Genomic DNA, 16,825 nt, shown 5'->3' on the forward strand with positions numbered 1-16,825 from the left:
AATGAAAACCAAACATAGCGGCCTAATCATGGGCCCGGCTGCTGCTCCACAAGCTCCCACGGCGACAAAGTTCTGGAATATGGCCAGCACCGGCGACGACGAGGGAGAAATCACTCTCTACGGCGACGTTATGAGCCAGCAGCCCGTTGACTGGTGGACAGGCGAACCGGAGCCCGGCCTTTTCATCACACCGGAGGGCTTCATGGAGGATCTGGCAGCAGTCAAAGACAAGGGGCACATCACCGTCAAGCTCAATAGCTGCGGCGGCGATCTCTACACCGGGATCGCAATCCACAACGCGCTGAAAGCTCTCAGCGGTGAGGTGAACGTCATTGTCGAGGGAATCGCGGCCAGCGCTGCGAGCGTTATCATGTGCGCGGGTGATACCGTGACCGTGTACCCCGGTTCCCTAATTATGATCCACGGCGTAAGCGTTATGCTCTGGGACTACATGAACATGCAGGACATGAAGCAACTTATGAAAGGCATGGACGCCAGCGAGCGGGCCGTGGCCGAGATTTACAACAGCAAGACAGGGATCGAAGTCGATACTCTCCGCAGCATGATGACCAAGGAGACGTGGTTCACCGGCCGCGAAGCTCTGGAGAAGGGCTTCGCTGACGCGATCAAAGAGGACGAGGACGATCCAGAAATGAGCATGAGCGCCGACAGAAAGGTGCTTTTTGTTAATGGAGTACGCCACAATGTTGACGGGCTCCAGCATGTGCCGGGCACTATCCCGGTGAAAGCAATCGCGACTCCACCGGCTGCAAAGCCCGGAGCAAATAAAAAGAAGCCGACCACAAAGGCGGCAAAAAAAGAAGGAGGTAACAAACCTATGGACGAGAAGGAACTGAGAGCAGCATACCCGGAGATCGTGGCCCAGATTGAGGCCAACGCAAGAACCGAAGCGCAGAACACTTCCAGCGAGGCTGTGGCGGCAGAGCGCCAGAGAATCGAGCAGATCGACTCGATCGCCGCCTCTATCCCGGATCAGCAGCTCGTACACGACGCCAAGTACGGCGACAACCCTTGCACAGCTCAGGAGCTTTGCTTCCGTGTTATGCAGGCCAGCGCAGCGTCAGGCCAGAATTTCCTCGCAGCATATCAGGCAGAGGGAGCAAAATCCGGAGCCGCAGACGTAGGCGCAGCACCTAACGGCGGCACGCCTGCAAGCGCTCAGGAACAGGACGCAGCAGACATTCAGGCGGTAGTTTCCGCCTATAACCAGACCAAAGGAGGTATGAAGTAATGAGTAAAAGACTCGACGAGACGATCGGGGCCGTAGGCTTCGACAACCTGATCAATGGCCAGTACCCGCCCGCAGAGGTTTTAACTGTGAAGATCCGCAAGGAAGCCACAGAAGCCAAAATCTACAAGCGCGGCACTGTTCTGGCACTCTCCGCCGGTACAGCAGGCGACGGCTTGCGTGTAATTCTCGGTACCACTGCGAAAAGCAACGAGACGCTGACGGCCAACTGCGTGCTGGCTGACGACGTGGAAGTCGGAACGGCTTCCGACGCGGTGGCGACTGCATACCGTACCGGCCATTTTAACGAGAACAGCCTGATCACTGACAACAGCCATGCGATCAGCGAAACGGACAAGGAAGCGCTCCGCTCTGCCGGAATCCTGCTCTCTGACGCCGTAGCATACTAAAAAACAAGGAGGACAGACAAATGGCTTTTAATTTTTATGATACCCACACACTGCTCGCCTCCGTGCAGCAGCTCCCGCCGCTTCACTCTTTCCTTTTGGATCGCTATTTCCCTACTAACGCCGCCTCTGACGTGTTCGCCACTGACGACGTGCTGGTGGAATACCGCAAGGGATCCAAGAAAGCAGCACCTTTTGTAGCACCTCGCAAGGGCGGAATCACGATCCTGCGCGAAGGCTACACCATGAAGCGCTTCACTCCGGCGTATATTGCACCGAAGCGCCCACTCTCCATTGACGACCTGAAAAAGAGAGGCTTCGGGGAGGCTCTTTATACTAACCTGACTCCGGCCCAGAGACAGGGCGTGATCATGCTCGGAGATCTCGACGAACTCCGCGACATGAACACCCGCAGAAAAGAGGCCATGGCTGCCGAGGTAATCTTCACCAACGGCTGCATTATGCACGAGTACACGAACGACCTCGGCACTTACGAGGAAAAGGAAGTCCGTTACTATGACGGCACCAGCAACCCGGCAAAATATACCCCTTCCGCAGACTGGGCCGACACTGAGGCAGGCGGCAAGCAGATGATCGACGACGTGGCCGCCATGATCTCCATGTTGAGCAAAAGAGGGCTCCCTGCGACTGAGTGCCTCATGGCTCCAGACGTTGCGGATCTTTTCCTCCGCAATCCGTGGATCCTGAAACTGCTCGACAACCGCAACTACAATATCGGAGGCGTAGATCCTGAGACTCTGCCTGCCGGTGCTTCCAAGATCGCCCGCCTGAATATCAAGGGCCGAATGATCGACTTCCTCACTTATGAGGACACATACACCGAGCTGGACGGAACTGTAAAGCAGTATATCCCGCAGGGCATGATCGCGGTAGGCGCTCCGGCTGCTGGCCGTACTGTTTACGGCGCGATCACTCAGGTGGAGCAGGCCGACGGTGAGTTCCATACTTACACCGGCGTGAACGTGCCGAAGTATATCAGCGACGCTGCTCACAACATCCGCGAGCTCACTCTCAGCTCTGCGCCGCTGCCTATGCCTAACAACGAGTGCCCGTTCAGCGTGGCGAAAGTTATCAACTAAGCGTACCGAGTAGAAAGGAGCAAAACCATGAGAAAAATCAGGGTAACAGTGGGAACCGTCGGCTATTATGACGCCAAGCACGCCCACAAGAGAATGACAGCAGCGGATGGCCCGTTTGAGTGCGAGGACACTCAGGCGGAACACTTCGTCTCTGCTGGTGTCGCTGAATACGTCGGCGGCGCAATCGAAGTAGACGAGGCGGACGAGCAGGAAGTGACCGGCCACCTTGCAAAGAGCCAGCTCGAAGAAATGACGATCCAGCAGCTCCAGAACCTCGCCGGGGATCTCGGCGTTGACGTTACCGGCTGCAAAAAGAAAGCCGATTATGTGGACGCGATCGCAGCCGCAGAAGTAAACGCTGGCGGCATGGTTGATGACGAGGACACAGACGGCGACGATCTCCCGGATCTGAACGCAGCAGATCCGGAATAATGGAGGTGAGCACATGATCCGAATGATCAAAGGCACCTACGGGCTCGTTAAAAACGGAACCGTGGAACCTATGACGAAACACTCTCCCGCCTTCTCTATCAACGCAACCCGCGAGGCTGAGCTGGTGGAGGCAGGCGTGGCCGTGTACGAGGCAGAGCCGGAAAACACCCCCTCGGAATACAACGGCCTGAACATGACGGAGCTCAGAGAAGCTGCAGCAGCGTATGGCGTAGACGCGAGCACAGTCCGCAGCAAAAAGGAAGTGATCGCCCTGATCGAAGCAGCCAAGGCAAAAGCCGACAGCTCCGCAGAAATCGAGGCGGAACCTTCCGAGGCGTAAGCTCGTGAGCTTCAAAGACCAAATAAAGCAGGATCTCTCGGACGTTTTCCTGAATCTGGACGAGTTCGCAGACCTTCACCGGATCGAAGGGAACGAAGTCCCGGTGGTAATTGACAGCGACATAATGGCCAAGCTGAGCAAAATCGGCGACAACCGTATTCACGGAATGGACGAGGCCGACATGGTAATCATGGGAAAAGCCTCCGATCTTCCGAAAAATCTGGATCCCGGCCGCCTTCTCAATCTGGACGGCCGCGAGGTGATCGTCGTCACTACCACGTCGGAAATGGGGCTCGTACAGATCGCGGTTCGCCAGAATCGCATGAGCTAAGGAGGTGACGGCAGCATGACACTGGTAAACAGTATCGACAAAATAGTGAGCTGGCTCACTGAAAACGTATGCAGCAAGATCACCCTCAAACTGCCGGACGACTACCGGAACGACACCGGCTACGACGTCGTAATGGTGAACCCTGCGGCGTTCCCTTTATACGTTCCGGGAAAGGATCGACTACCACCAAACGTGGCCGCTCCGATCCCTTCTGTCTGCGTGCAGCTCATGGAAGGAAGCGACGAGCTCATTCAGAAAAAGAGGCAGCTCCAGATCCGGCTCTGCCTCGCCTGCTGGAATCCCGGCCAACACGGCGGGGAGATTTTCAACCCTCGCGAAAATGCGAAGGCAACCGGCGGCTACTCCTACTACGTCAATACCGGAGAAGCTGCCAAAACATACTCGCGAAATATGGACGGCTGGCGCGACTGCTACAATCTGGCCGACCTCGTGCTCCGCGAGATTGAAACTGCGGAATATATCGCAGGCCATAGGCTCGTAAAAGAGCAAGGGATCAAGTTCGGCCCGTTCACAGAGGACGGCAATGTCTGGGACTACTACCCGTACTGGCATAGCTGGATCAGCTTCGCGCTGGAAATCGGAACGACTCCGGCAATCCCGCAAGAATACGAAAAATTTTTATAAGGAGGACTAAAACATGGCATATTTGCATGGCGCATATGGCGAAATCGGCGAAAGTAAAGTGGCTTCCGTCACTCAGGCCGACGTGGTGGCCGCGTATATCGGCACCGCACCGGTGAACCTGATCAGGGGTTACGCTGACAAGGATCTCGTTAATATGCCGGTAAAAGTAACCAATATGAGCGAAGTCCAGAGCCTCGTCGGCTACTCCGACGACTGGGAAACATTCACCCTCGGTTCTGCGTTCGCTGAGCACTTCGACAACACCGTCGGAAATGTGGGCCCGATCTATATCGTGAACGTGCTCGATCCTGCGGTTCATAAATCCGCACAGAAAACCACCAAGGCCCTGACCTTCACCGACGGCAAGGCAGAGTTTGAGAGTGACAAGATCATTCTCGACACCTTCGCGATCGCAGACAAGGCCGAGGGCGTGGACTATGCTCTCTCTTATAGCATGGCAAAGCACACCGTAACCGTGACGCTGCTCAAAGAGACTGACGGGGCCGAACTCTCCGCAACCTTCAACACCGTGGACACTTCCAAGGTGCAGGCGGCCGACATTATCGGCGAGAAAACCGAAACCGGAGAATATACCGGACTGGCTTCCATGGCTCTGCTCTACCAGTACCACAACGTCGTACTCAATATTCTGGCAGCTCCGGGCTGGAGCCATATCCCGGCCGTATATAAGGCCATGGTGAGCACTATCCAGAAACTCAACGGCCACTGGGACGGCTTCGTTCACGCTGACGTTCCTCTGGAGGACAAAGGAACCAAGATCGACACACTCGCAAAGGCTCAGAAATGGGCTATTGACAACGGCTACACCAGCGAGTTCTCGAAGGTATACTGGCCTAAAATTAAGGACGGCAGCGGCCGGATCTTCTGGCTGTCCACAGTAGGCGCCGCCACTATGCAGCGCGTAGACCTGAGCCACGACGGCGTTCCGTTTGAATCTCCGTCCAACAAGGAAATCATGGCCACGAGCCAGTATTTCGGTGAGGACTCCAAGAGCCGCGGCTTCGATCAGGAAACTGCGAACAAGCTCAACGAAAAAGGAATCACAACGGCCTGCTTCTGGGGTGGCCGCTGGGTATTGTGGGGCCCTCATACTGCTGCGTACAAGTACAACGGCAGCATGGACGCCCGCGCAATCTTCGATGTAAATATCCGTATGCTGGAGCATATCACGAACAGCTTCCAGAAGGATCACGGAACTGAGATCGACAGCCCTATGACTCCACAGGACAAGGACAGCGTGCTGAATTTTGAAAAGGAAAAGCTCGACACCCTTCTGGGAATCGGTGCCCTGATCGGTACCCCGTCCGTGGAATTTGTGGAGAGCGCGAACCCTACCAGCAACATGCTGAACGGTGACTTCGTTTGGGACTTCTCCGTAACTAACACGCCTCCGTTCAAGTCTGGCACCGCTCGCGTATGCTACACAGACGAAGGCTTCCAGTCCTTTTTTGCTACTGAATAAGGAGGTGCAGAACAATGGCAAAATGGCTCGATATTAAAGGCCCGGTAGTGGCCGACACTGTATACGCGGACAGCACTCTGGTGGCGAAGGACGTCTCCTTCACTCTGCCCGGTATTGAATTTTTAACCGCTGACGTGCAGGCCATGGGTAACATGACCGTGCCACTGATCGGACTTCTGGAGAACATGGAGCTCTCCATTACAAAGATCGGCGTAGACAACGGCCTGCGCCGCATGAACCGCCTTGAAAAGCAGAGCTTCGAGTTCCGCTGGGTTCAGAATGTCGTAAAATCCGACGGATCCACCGCACCCGAAGGCTGCAAGGCTTTTGTGCGTACTATGCCGGCATCCTTCCCTGAATTGGGCGTCGAAGTTGGCAGCGCAACCGAAGCCGAGAACGCTTACAACGTGACAAGGCTCCAGATCTACGCAAATGGCGTCGAGATCTGCTGCGTTGACCGTTTGGCTCAGATCCTCCGTATCAACGGCAAGGACTACATGAGCCAGATCAACAACCTGCTTTAATGCAGTAATCAAAAATAACCACGGCCCGCCGGTCAAGTCACTGGCGGGCTCTTTTTTGTTTGAAAGGAGAACAAAATGAACGGAACCCTCACTCTGAAAAATCCCGTGATGATCAACGGGGACAAAATCACAGAAATGAAGTACGACACGAACGAGATCGACGGCGTGCTTTTCGCAACTGCTGAGGCAAAGAGAAAAGCGGCTGCAGGTATGAAGAACCTGTCCGTGTCCGCAGCGGCAGAGTTCGACTTCGGCCTCCACCTCTACCTCGGCTATGCTGCGATCGTGGCCGTGAATCCGACTTATGACTTTTCCGATCTGGAGCGCATGAAGGGCGCGGACGTTGTGGAGGTAATGGCCCTCGGCCGAAATTTTATGCTGAAATCGGAGCCGGAACCACAGGAAAACGACTCCGCAGAGCCTACCGCGACTACGCCAGAGTCTACCACACCAGCACGACAGAGCTCGAAAAAAAGCGAGTAACTGACTTCATCATAGAGTATGCAGAAGCGGCCGAGGATCTCGCAGCCGAAAAAAAACGCGCTGAGAAAAATCGGCCGCTAAACATAAGGAGGCCAAAGCACACAAGGAGGTGAGGACGTGGCAGACCATACTCTACAATCTACGATAGAGATCGCCGGATCCCTCAGCCCCTCCCTTCAATCGGCTATAAACGCGGCCGTCTCTCGTCTGGAGGAAATGAGCAAAGAAACGCTCGAAGCCGCCGGTGCTTCCGCACAGTTGGCAGCAAAGATCAGCACGCAGGAGACAGTCCTCAAAAATCTGGAACAAGGCTACGCCGACTACATTGTGACCGGCCAAGAAGGAACCGAGGAAGCCGAACAGCTCGCGAGTACAATCCAAGAACTGTCCGGTGAACTGACGGAAAATCGCGGCACGTTGGACGCGGCAGAAAAAGCCGCCCGTGCCCTGTCCGAAACCATGGACGACGCAGGCGGAGAAGCTGAAACGCTGCGCTCTACAATCTCCAAACAGGAGGACACCCTCCAACAGTTAAAACAGCGATACGTTGACGTTGCAACCGAACAAGGGGAAACCAGCGACGAAGCGCGGGAACTCGCCAGACAGATCCAAGACCTGTCCAGCGAACTGCACGAAAACAAGACCAAGCTCTCGGACGCAGAATACGCAGCGGACAAGCTGGACAACTCTCTGGAGGAAGTCGAAAGCTCAGCCAAAAAGGCAGACGACGGCTTCACCATGTTTAAGGCAACACTGGCAAACCTCGCCGCCGACGCTATCATGCGAGCGGTGGACGGTATCAAGAATCTGGCCGGGAACGTCATAGAACTGGGCCAGAACTTCACCAGCACCATGTCCGAGGTATCGGCAATCAGCGGCGCAACCGGTGAGGACTTCGAGAAACTGGAAGCCTGCGCCAGAGAATACGGCGCTACTACGGTTTTTTCGGCCAGTAATGCAGCCGAGGCCCTCAAATACATGAGTCTCGCCGGGTGGGACGCCGATCAGTCCACAAGTGCGCTGGGCGGCGTTCTGAATCTGGCCGCCGCTTCTGGCATGGAACTGGGAGCAGCTTCCGACATGGTAACGGACTACCTGAGCGCCTTCGCCATGGAGGCCGGAGACGCCGCATACTTCGCAGATCTGCTCTCCTACGCGCAAAGCCACAGCAACACCACGGCCGAAGCACTGGGCGAAGCCTACAAGAACTGCGCGGCTAACCTAAACGCAGCCGGACAGGACGTCGAAACCGTCACCTCGCTGCTCGAAGGAATGGCAAACCAAGGTTACAAAGGATCCGAAGCCGGAACCGCCATGGCCGCGATTATGCGAGACATAACCAACGGAATGAAGGACGGCGCGATCAAGATCGGAGAAACCTCCGTGGCCGTAATGGACGCACAGGGCAACTTCCGAGATCTCACCGACATTCTCACAGAAGTGGAAGCCGCCACAAATGGAATGGGCGACGCAGAACGAGCCGTCGCGCTATCTTCCACTTTTACCGCAGACTCCACCAAGGGCCTGAATCTGATCCTCAACGAAGGCATGGACAAGATCGCCGGGTACGAGGAAGAACTCCGCGGAGCTTCTGGATCCGCTGAGGAAATGGCCAATATTATGAACGACAACCTCAGCGGCGACGTGGCAGCAATGAACAGCGCCTTCGAGGAACTGGGGCTCAAAATTTACGACGCGCTGGAAAGTAAGCTACGAGCAGGCGTGCAATTTATCACCAACGGCGTGATCCCGGCGATCGAATGGCTCGGCGGGCATATCCCAGAAGTGACCATAGCAGTGAGCGGCCTCGGTGCCGTTATCGCAGCTATGAACTGGGGAACCATATCGAGCAAGATCGCAATGGTGAAGGGCGCACTGGTAAAACTCGCTGCAGCACTGGGAGGCGTATCGCTTCCGGCTATTGCTATTATCGCGGTGATCACGGCCGTGGCTCTTGCTTTTACGAATTTATGGAAAAACAACGAAGAATTTAGGAATAAGATCACAGCGATCTGGGACGGAATCAAGGCCAAGTTCGACGAGTTCGGGCAAGGAATTGTGGACAGGCTCAACGCGCTGGGGTTCGAGTTCGAGGACATAACCGAAGTAATGAAGGCAGTCTGGGACGGCTTCTGCGAGGTGCTCGCTCCGATTTTTGAGGGCGTATTCCAGCAGATCAGCAATATTCTGAGCGAGGCCCTCGATATTCTGACCGGCCTGTTTGACATCTTCGCCGGAATTTTTACCGGCGACTGGGATATGGTATGGCAGGGCGTCCAAGAAGTTTTCGGCGCAGTCTGGGACTTCGTTGTGGCAACCTTCGAGAACTGGATCAGCACGTTCACCTCTCTGGCGGACACCGTTCTGGGCTGGTTCGGCACCGACTGGGAAACCGTCTGGACGAATGTTAAAACATTTTTCTCAGACACATGGAACGCGATCTCGTCGTTTTTCTCTGGAATCCTGACGGGAATCAAAACATTTTTCACGGACACATGGAACGCGATCGTCTCGTTTTTCTCTGGAATTTTATCCGGAATTTATTCGAGCGTCACCGGAACCATGACCGAAATCCACGACACCTTCACGAATATCTGGGACTCAATCACCGGATTTTTGTCCGGAGCATGGGAAACAATTAAAAACATTGTGACCGTCGGGATCATGGCCGTGAAGGAAATTATCAGCGCAGCCTTCCAGATCATCACGCTGCCGTTTCGGTTTATCTGGGAAAACTGCAAGGACACGGTGCTCTCTATCTGGGAGACTATCAAGAGCGTGATCGGCGAAAAAATCGACGCCGTAAAAGAAAAGATCACCACGGTGACGACTGCGATCTCCAACGTAGCAAGCGCAGCATGGAACGCGATCAGCTCCACGGCTTCCTCCCTCTGGGAAGGGATTAAAGGCACGATCGGTTCCAAAATCGACGCAGCTAAGGAGAAAGTAAGCACCGCGACGAGTGCGATCACCAGCGTGGCAAGTTCCGCATGGTCAAGCGTAAGCTCCACGGCTTCCTCTCTCTGGAACACAATCAGCTCCACAGTGAGCAGCAAGATCTCGGCGGCCAGTTCCGCCGTAAGCTCGGCAACGAGTACGATCACCAGCGTGGCAAGCTCTGCGTGGTCAAGTGTGAGCTCTACCGCTTCCTCTCAATGGGAAAGCATCCGGAGCACGATCAGCAGCAAACTGAGCAGCGCAAAGTCTACCGTTTCCAGCTTAATGAGTGGAATCACTTCCACCATGAGTTCAGGACTCAGCTCCGCACTCAGCACAGTGTCGGGTAAGTTCTCCAGTATTTACTCGACGATCAGCAGCAAAATGTCGGCAGCAAGGGACGCCGTAGGAAACGCGATCAGCGCCCTAAAATCAAAGTTTAATTTCTCGTGGAGCCTGCCACACCTGAAACTCCCTCATGTGAGTATCAGCGGCAGCTTCTCGATCAACCCGCCAAGCGTACCACACTTCGGTATTTCATGGTACAAGGACGGCGGTATTCTGACGCGCCCGACTATTTTCGGCGCAGCAGGTAACAATCTTCTGGCTGGTGGTGAAGCTGGCGCCGAGGCGGTGGTTCCTCTTGCAACCCTCTGGGATAAGTTGGAAACCATGATCACCTCAGTGTTCAACACTGCAAGCACAACCGGCGGATCTTCTGGCGAAGGACTCACAAGCACGGCCGGAAGGCTTCTGACTCTGGACGACTTCTCTCTCGGAAGTCTGGCAGACAGTGGCGGCGTGGTAGTTTACTACGACTTCTCCGGCTTCACATGGAGCCCACAGATCCAGACAGAAGGAACCGGCGACGACGCGGACGACTTCATGGCGAAGCTCAAAGCCCACGAGGCCGAGTTCTTCGACTGGCTGGAAGAATTTATAAAAATGCGGGAGGTGGCTCAATATGCGTAGAGTAACAGGCTACAAAGACTACACGACACGCGAAGGGGACACCTTCGACGCGCTGGCCCTCGAAATGTACGGGGAGGAAATGCTGGCGCACTATATCGCAGAATTTAACCCCGACTATGCGGACGTGCTGATCTTCGACGCGAACGTGGCCCTCCGGCTGCCGATCGTCGAAGGTGCAGAGACGCCGGAAACTCTGCCGCCGTGGCGTCGGGACTCTGAGGACGAGGACGACAGCGCGTGAACCTCTACTACAACGGGGTGGATATATACGGGGACGTGTCGGTGAACTACTGCGTGCACGAAATGTTCGCAGAAAAGCAAGCCGACACCCTCGTGATCCGCTTCAATGACACCAAGGGAACATGGAGCAAGTGGCAACCGGCCGAAGGTGACACCGTGCAATTCAAAGAAGGCGCGAGTGATACTGGGAAAATGTTCGTGCACTCCATGAAACCAGAAAACGGGCTTTTTACGATCCGAGCCATGTCCATGCCAAAAAGCGGCAAGACAAAAAAGAGCAAAAGCTGGGAGGGCGTCCGGTTCCTGCAACTGGCGAATGAGTTCGCAGGAAATCACGGACTAACATTCCAGAACTACGGCTGCGCGGATCAGGTTTACCCGTATATTAAGCAGGACAACGAGACAGACTTCGCCCTATTCCACCGGCTCTGCACTCTGGAAGGCTGCCAAATGCTTATATTTGACGGCAAGCTGCTGGCGTATAACGAGCAGTACATAGAGGGGCAGACTCCAGCCGGTAGTCTCTCCGTAGATGAAAACGGCGTTTTCTCCTATGAGGACAACCGGGGCGGAATGTACGGATCCTGCGAAATTGCAAGCGGAAGCTACTCCGGAAAATTTATAGCCGACAGCTCCAACAGCTCAGTGCTCCGCCCTGCGGTGCCTATTCAGGTAACCAGCAATGCAGAGGCGGCACGCTTCGCCAAGGGGCTGCTGCGGAACGCGAACAAGTTCGCCCGATCCGGATACTTTTCCAAGTCACTTATGACCGGATATGCAGCCGCCAGCATTTTGACACTATCAACACCAAGGGCAACCATGTGGGACGGTACCGTTTTTGTGTATAAAGTCCGGCATGATTTTGTCGGAAATAAATCCACGATCTACTTCCGACACATTCTGGAGGGCTACTAATGGGAAACATCAATAAAGGCACGATCGCCAGCATATCAGGAAACACGGCCCGCGTTGTACCGTCTGACGCCGGGGCTAAGCCAACCGCAAAGATCACGATCCCGTGGCACCTCCGCGGATCCACCGGAAACCTCTCAAAAGGCACGGCGGTGGTTTATGTGGAGTTTGACGACTCCACCGGGCTGCTGCTGGGCCGGGCGGACGGTGAATGGGGGTGCTACCTGCCGAGACTCTCGGCCGGTAATATCAACGTACCGAAGGGCGACGTCACAGCTCGCGGCATAAGCCTGAGCGGACACACCCACGGAGGCGTCGAAACAGGCAGCGGATCCACTAAAAAACCAGACTAAGGAGGTACAGCCATGCCAACAATGGCACAGTGGGGCTCAAAAAAATGGGCCGTATCATCAAAGCAAGTCGTCGCGCTGGAGGGGCTGGCCTTTTCCTACGAGCAGGTGGCCGACGAAAACACCAGCACCGAGGACAAAAAGACGACTAACGAACGAGGTACCGAGCTTTTCCCTCTCTCATTCACCACCGTGCTGCACTCAGGCGCAGGCGTTGACGTATGGGCGGAGATCCAGAGCTGGAAGGCTCTCGTCACAAAAGTGAATTATTTCTATCTCGGCGGCAAGAAGCTGGGGCCGAAGCTCCAGCTCCGAAAAGTCGCGGTAAGCAACACAAAGGTGGACGGCAAGGGGAGGCTGCTTCTGGCCACTCTTTCCTTCACATTCAAGGAATACGATCCGGCCACCGCCAGCGTGAAGGTAAGCACCACCGCGCTGAATGTGAAAGCGAGCACCGCCTCGAAGTCCGTCAAGAAAACAACCAACACAGCGGCCAAAAAGGCCACAAAGAAAACGATCAAAGTCGGCGACTATGTGAAGCCGACCGGCAGCAGGTATGCAACCGGCCAAAAGATACCAAACTGGGTAAAACAACGAAAACATAGGGTGAGCCAGATCAAGAGCAGCCAAAACAAGGTGCTACTGGGCCACCCTAACGGGATCAATAGCTGGGTGTATCTGTCCGAAGTAACTCTCGCATAAGGAGGTGACGCCATGAGAGCAAGCGGAAACGGGAGCCCGGAAGTGTGCGCCGCCAATCTACTGAGGATCGTCCGCGGTGAAGTCGCATACGATCGCGTGCGCGGCGTTGACGGGACTCTGATCGACAAACCGAACGCGACCGACGAGGCCGTGGCTGACGCGGAGTGGGTTCTGGAAACCTTCGAGCCCCGCGTGGAGTCTGACAGTATCGCCTCAGATCCGGCGGCTGCCTTCTCTGGCGACTTCGGCATGATCGTGAACATTATCCAAAGAAAGGAGGACGAGGACGCATGAGCGAGCTCAAATTCATAGAGACAACCGACGAAACAATCTACACCGACATACTGGAAGAATTAGAGAACGGCGTCGGCGAGCCTCTCTACCCCGGTGACGAGCGCCGAATCTTCGGCGACACCATGGCGAAGGTGATCGTCACTGTTTACAACACAGTAAACGACGCCTGCCGCCAGAAAATGCTCCGATATGCAAGGGGCACTGTTCTGGACGCTCTGGGAGAAAACAGAGACGTGATCCGTCTCGATCCTACCTATGCCACTACCACCCTACGGTTCACAGTTACCGAAGCGGTGGGCTCTAATATCATTATCCCGGCCGGACTTCGAGTAACTGGTGACTTCGTTCACTATTTCCTGACAGACACCACAGCCGTGCTTTATGCAGGCAGCCTCTATGTGGACGTGGCAGCAACCGCCGAGGAAGGCGGCACGGACTACAACAACATAGACGAGGGCGAGATCTCCGAGATCGTGGACGTCTCCGACGTTCCACTACTCGACGGAGTAACAAACCTGACCATAACAGAAGGCGGAGGCGACCGTGAGGAGGACGAACCGTACCGTGAGAGAATCCGAGAGGCTGAGAACAAACTCAGCACCGCAGGCCCGGCCAAAGCCTACAAATACTGGGCACTGTCCGCGAACTCTCTCGTCACGGACGCGGTGGTGGAATCCGAAAAGGAAACGATCACCAGAACCCTGAAAACCTACGCCGGGCACGCCTTCCAAGGTGGTGCCAATCTCCTGCCGGACACTCTGGTAGTTTTCCTGAGCGACGGATCCGAAGCCACAGCAGGGGCAGACTATACGGCCGAGTATGCCGACGAGCTTCTGACTCTCTCACTCTCCGGATCTCTCGCTGGAGCCGAGACGGTAAAGATCCAGATCGGCCGCAATATGTACGGCCGTGTCAAGATCGTGCCGATCTGCGCCGGAGGACAGATTCCGAGCGAGGACGTGCTGGCCGACGTGCTGGCCGCCTGCTCTGCGGACGACGTTCGACCTCTCACTGACATGGTAACGGTGGAAGCTCCAGAAACTCACGAGTATGACATAGAACTCACCTACTACACCACTAAAGCCAACGAGTCCGAAGTGGTGCAGAACGTGGAAGGATCCGGCGGGGCTATTGATCAATATATCAACTGGCAGGGCTCCACACTGAATCAGGACATAAACCCAGACGAGCTCCGGAAGCGGATCCTCTGCCCTGACTGGGCCGACGATCTAATCGGAGCCACCCGCGTGCAGATCATCAAACCGGAATACACCGAGCTCAACAGCACGACCGTGGCCAAGTTCTCCGGTAAAAAGACCGTGAAGCATATCGTCAGAGGATAAAGGAGGTGGACAGCATGGGCGGCATGAAAGTGTCAAACATGGATTTTATAAAACTGCTGCCCGCCTTCATGCAGGACGACGAGGCAGCGATCGCACTCAGCAAGGCCGTGAACAAGCTCATAGGTGAGCCGGGCAAACGTCTGGCCACAATCCGCACATGGGACAAGGTAGACGAGCTCACAGAGGCGGAGTGCAACGAAATGGCGTGGGAGCTGGACATTGACTGGTACGACTCCGAAGGCATGAGCCTGACAGAGAAGCGGAACACAATCAAGCTCGCGCAGCAGATCAAAAGAAAACGCGGTACCAAGTGGGCCGTTGAGCGTCTGATCGGCGCATACTTCGGCGAGGGCTACGTCATGGAGTGGTTCGAGATGGACGACTCCCCGTACACCTTCGCGGCTCTAACCACAAACGCGAACACCGACGGCGAAAATTTTAATAAATTTGTTGACGCCGTTCAGGCTGCCAAAAATGTGCGCTCGCATATCGCGGGCGTTTTCTATTACTGGCAGCAGGGGCCAGATCCCGGCATTGAGTGTGCGCTAAACACGGAGCTGCACCGTTATGATTTTGTGAAATGCGGTACCAACCCGCGAACGGCCACGATCGGCTTCGTGATAAAGCCGAGCATTGAAACAGATCCGGAAGTGAAGCCGTACCTATACGACTACACTCACGCCGGAACCACAACCTGCGGAACATATCCGCAGCCCGGAACACTCGGCGCCGTCGTAAAGCAAGCGGCTGCAGCCGAGCCTGACACCGAGGCGTTCCGCTACAACTACCCTGAATGTGGAATAACTCCACGGCCGGGGACGTTGGGCTCAGTTATAAAACGCGCAGCAGCCACGAACGAAAAGGCGGCCCTGTTCTGCTATCCGTTCGTAAAATGCGGAACTAAGCGCTGCGGGGAATAAACCGAAAGGAGGGCACAAAATGGCATACTTCGGCGAAGCCTACATGGGACGAAGGCGGCAGCAGTGGCTCCGCTCTCTCGCCTATGTCGAGGCTCAGACAAACGGCACATGGCACCGCGGAACGATCAACCAGAAAAAGATCGAAGGCGAAAACGTGGTAGTTATGGCGACGTTCCCGACGCTGGACTCTATCGCCTGCACGATCAACGCCTCCCGTCTGATCGACACCTACGGGGAGCAGGCAGCATACCAGCAGAGAACTATCAACAAAGTGGCCGGACAGGGAACCATGATCAAGATCACGATCCCGATCTATGAAGTCACAGCATAAAGGAAGGAGGAAACAGACACATGTATAACGCAACAAAATGGCTCGACAAAGTGGTAGACGTCGATAGCGGCGAGGTCATTCAGGCCGGAACCGATCAGAGCGCCGCCCACTTCAACAACATGGAGAGCGGGATCACAGACGCCAGCGTGGCCGCTGCCATGCTCCTGATCGCAGCCGGAGAGCTCCAGTCTCAGACAGAGATCGAGCGCCACGTCGTAGAACTGAAAAACACGGCGAGCTATCCGTTCAACAACTCCACCAAGACCGTGAGCCTTGCGATCACTCGCGACAACACAGACTACACCGTGGACGTGGATATTCAGGCCCACACCGGAAATGTCGGCGAGATCCAGATCTACGACAAGCAGCTCAACGGCTTCAAGGTCAAGTACGACGGAAGCGCCGAGAGCGCCACCCTTATTTTAAGAATCAAAGGAGGTAAATAAACCATGGCAAAAATCAACGACGTGCAGGTGATCGAGAAGAACACCGGCGAAAAGATCCAGTGGGAGCAGGACGGCTACCGTCTCAGCTTCGACGACGACGCGCTCAGCGTCAAGGTTACCAAGTATCAGGGCGACGAGGCCCGCACCCTCGACGTGTGCATGGATCGCGGCGGTGATCTCATGCTCGGCACCCAGCCCGGCGGCCGCTATGTGGCCCAGATCGAGATCCCGGCCGCAACCTATACCGAGACACCGATCGAACCGCAGGAAGGCGCCGACGAGTCCGGCGATACCAACCGCCAGACCGTAGAGCGCACAAAGAACCCGCTCGACATGGCAGAGGTGAAGCTGATCCTCTGGAGCATTGAATAAGCAGAAAGGAGC

21 protein-coding genes are annotated in these 16,825 nt (G+C 55.5%); all 21 read left to right on the forward strand.

Going from position 1 to position 16,825, the window contains the following annotated elements; all coding sequences use genetic code 11:
- Nucleotide 1 precedes the first annotated feature (1 nt).
- Nucleotides 2-1,252: a head maturation protease, ClpP-related gene (locus GXM22_RS04730; protein ID WP_005933278.1), complete on the forward strand. Its 1,251-nt coding sequence runs from the start codon at nucleotides 2-4 to the stop codon at nucleotides 1,250-1,252.
- On the forward strand, nucleotides 1,252-1,659 hold the full coding sequence (locus GXM22_RS04735) for a head decoration protein (RefSeq protein ID WP_005933280.1): 408 nt from the start codon (nucleotides 1,252-1,254) through the stop codon (nucleotides 1,657-1,659). The genes GXM22_RS04730 and GXM22_RS04735 overlap by 1 nt, the downstream gene beginning before the upstream one ends.
- Before the next feature lie 20 nt (nucleotides 1,660-1,679).
- Nucleotides 1,680-2,756, forward strand: a complete 1,077-nt coding sequence (locus GXM22_RS04740; RefSeq protein WP_005933282.1) for a major capsid protein — start codon at nucleotides 1,680-1,682, stop codon at nucleotides 2,754-2,756.
- 27 nt (nucleotides 2,757-2,783) lie between these two features.
- Nucleotides 2,784-3,188 carry a hypothetical protein gene (locus GXM22_RS04745; protein ID WP_004220650.1) on the forward strand — a complete coding sequence of 135 codons (405 nt, stop codon included), beginning with the start codon at nucleotides 2,784-2,786 and terminating at the stop codon, nucleotides 3,186-3,188.
- Between the two features lie 13 nt (nucleotides 3,189-3,201).
- Nucleotides 3,202-3,528, forward strand: a complete 327-nt coding sequence (locus GXM22_RS04750; protein ID WP_005933285.1) for a hypothetical protein — start codon at nucleotides 3,202-3,204, stop codon at nucleotides 3,526-3,528.
- A gap of 4 nt (nucleotides 3,529-3,532) precedes the next feature.
- Nucleotides 3,533-3,859 (forward strand): hypothetical protein, encoded by a 327-nt coding sequence (locus tag GXM22_RS04755; protein WP_005933288.1) that lies wholly within the window; start codon nucleotides 3,533-3,535, stop codon nucleotides 3,857-3,859.
- Between the two features lie 15 nt (nucleotides 3,860-3,874).
- Nucleotides 3,875-4,504: a hypothetical protein gene (locus tag GXM22_RS04760; RefSeq protein WP_005933290.1), complete on the forward strand. Its 630-nt coding sequence runs from the start codon at nucleotides 3,875-3,877 to the stop codon at nucleotides 4,502-4,504.
- A 13-nt stretch (nucleotides 4,505-4,517) separates the two neighbouring features.
- Complete coding sequence (locus GXM22_RS04765) at nucleotides 4,518-5,987, forward strand: phage tail sheath family protein (RefSeq protein WP_005933293.1); 1,470 nt, start codon at nucleotides 4,518-4,520, stop codon at nucleotides 5,985-5,987.
- A gap of 14 nt (nucleotides 5,988-6,001) precedes the next feature.
- The gene (locus GXM22_RS04770) at nucleotides 6,002-6,511 is read left to right on the forward strand and encodes a phage major tail tube protein (RefSeq protein WP_099357224.1); all 510 of its coding nucleotides are present in this window, start codon (nucleotides 6,002-6,004) and stop codon (nucleotides 6,509-6,511) included.
- 75 nt (nucleotides 6,512-6,586) lie between these two features.
- Complete coding sequence (locus GXM22_RS04775) at nucleotides 6,587-6,994, forward strand: hypothetical protein (protein ID WP_005933302.1); 408 nt, start codon at nucleotides 6,587-6,589, stop codon at nucleotides 6,992-6,994.
- Between the two features lie 117 nt (nucleotides 6,995-7,111).
- Nucleotides 7,112-10,903 carry a phage tail tape measure protein gene (locus tag GXM22_RS04780; RefSeq protein WP_005933306.1) on the forward strand — a complete coding sequence of 1,264 codons (3,792 nt, stop codon included), beginning with the start codon at nucleotides 7,112-7,114 and terminating at the stop codon, nucleotides 10,901-10,903.
- The gene (locus GXM22_RS04785) at nucleotides 10,896-11,144 is read left to right on the forward strand and encodes a tail protein X (protein ID WP_005933311.1); all 249 of its coding nucleotides are present in this window, start codon (nucleotides 10,896-10,898) and stop codon (nucleotides 11,142-11,144) included. The genes GXM22_RS04780 and GXM22_RS04785 overlap by 8 nt, the downstream gene beginning before the upstream one ends.
- Nucleotides 11,141-12,058, forward strand: coding sequence for a phage late control D family protein (locus GXM22_RS04790; RefSeq protein ID WP_005933314.1), 918 nt, complete (start codon nucleotides 11,141-11,143; stop codon nucleotides 12,056-12,058). Before GXM22_RS04785 ends, GXM22_RS04790 begins: the two co-directional genes overlap by 4 nt.
- A complete protein-coding gene (locus GXM22_RS04795; RefSeq protein WP_005933317.1) occupies nucleotides 12,058-12,408 on the forward strand; it encodes a hypothetical protein in 351 nt (116 codons plus the stop codon). Before GXM22_RS04790 ends, GXM22_RS04795 begins: the two co-directional genes overlap by 1 nt.
- Before the next feature lie 12 nt (nucleotides 12,409-12,420).
- A complete protein-coding gene (locus tag GXM22_RS04800) occupies nucleotides 12,421-13,107 on the forward strand; it encodes a hypothetical protein (protein ID WP_242651609.1) in 687 nt (228 codons plus the stop codon).
- A 12-nt stretch (nucleotides 13,108-13,119) separates the two neighbouring features.
- Nucleotides 13,120-13,401, forward strand: coding sequence for a hypothetical protein (locus GXM22_RS04805; protein WP_004220685.1), 282 nt, complete (start codon nucleotides 13,120-13,122; stop codon nucleotides 13,399-13,401).
- Entirely contained in the window at nucleotides 13,398-14,744 is a 1,347-nt protein-coding gene (locus GXM22_RS04810) for a baseplate J/gp47 family protein (RefSeq protein ID WP_005933326.1), read from the forward strand. The genes GXM22_RS04805 and GXM22_RS04810 overlap by 4 nt, the downstream gene beginning before the upstream one ends.
- Before the next feature lie 14 nt (nucleotides 14,745-14,758).
- Nucleotides 14,759-15,664 carry a phage tail protein gene (locus GXM22_RS04815; RefSeq protein WP_004220696.1) on the forward strand — a complete coding sequence of 302 codons (906 nt, stop codon included), beginning with the start codon at nucleotides 14,759-14,761 and terminating at the stop codon, nucleotides 15,662-15,664.
- Between the two features lie 19 nt (nucleotides 15,665-15,683).
- Nucleotides 15,684-15,995, forward strand: a complete 312-nt coding sequence (locus tag GXM22_RS04820; RefSeq protein ID WP_004220698.1) for a hypothetical protein — start codon at nucleotides 15,684-15,686, stop codon at nucleotides 15,993-15,995.
- A 20-nt stretch (nucleotides 15,996-16,015) separates the two neighbouring features.
- Nucleotides 16,016-16,441, forward strand: a complete 426-nt coding sequence (locus GXM22_RS04825) for a hypothetical protein (RefSeq protein ID WP_004220701.1) — start codon at nucleotides 16,016-16,018, stop codon at nucleotides 16,439-16,441.
- 3 nt (nucleotides 16,442-16,444) lie between these two features.
- On the forward strand, nucleotides 16,445-16,813 hold the full coding sequence (locus tag GXM22_RS04830) for a hypothetical protein (RefSeq protein WP_004220703.1): 369 nt from the start codon (nucleotides 16,445-16,447) through the stop codon (nucleotides 16,811-16,813).
- The last annotated feature ends 12 nt before the right edge of the window (nucleotides 16,814-16,825 follow it).

This window comes from Faecalibacterium duncaniae, from assembly GCF_010509575.1.
Classification (GTDB): Bacteria; Bacillota; Clostridia; order Oscillospirales; family Ruminococcaceae; genus Faecalibacterium; species Faecalibacterium duncaniae.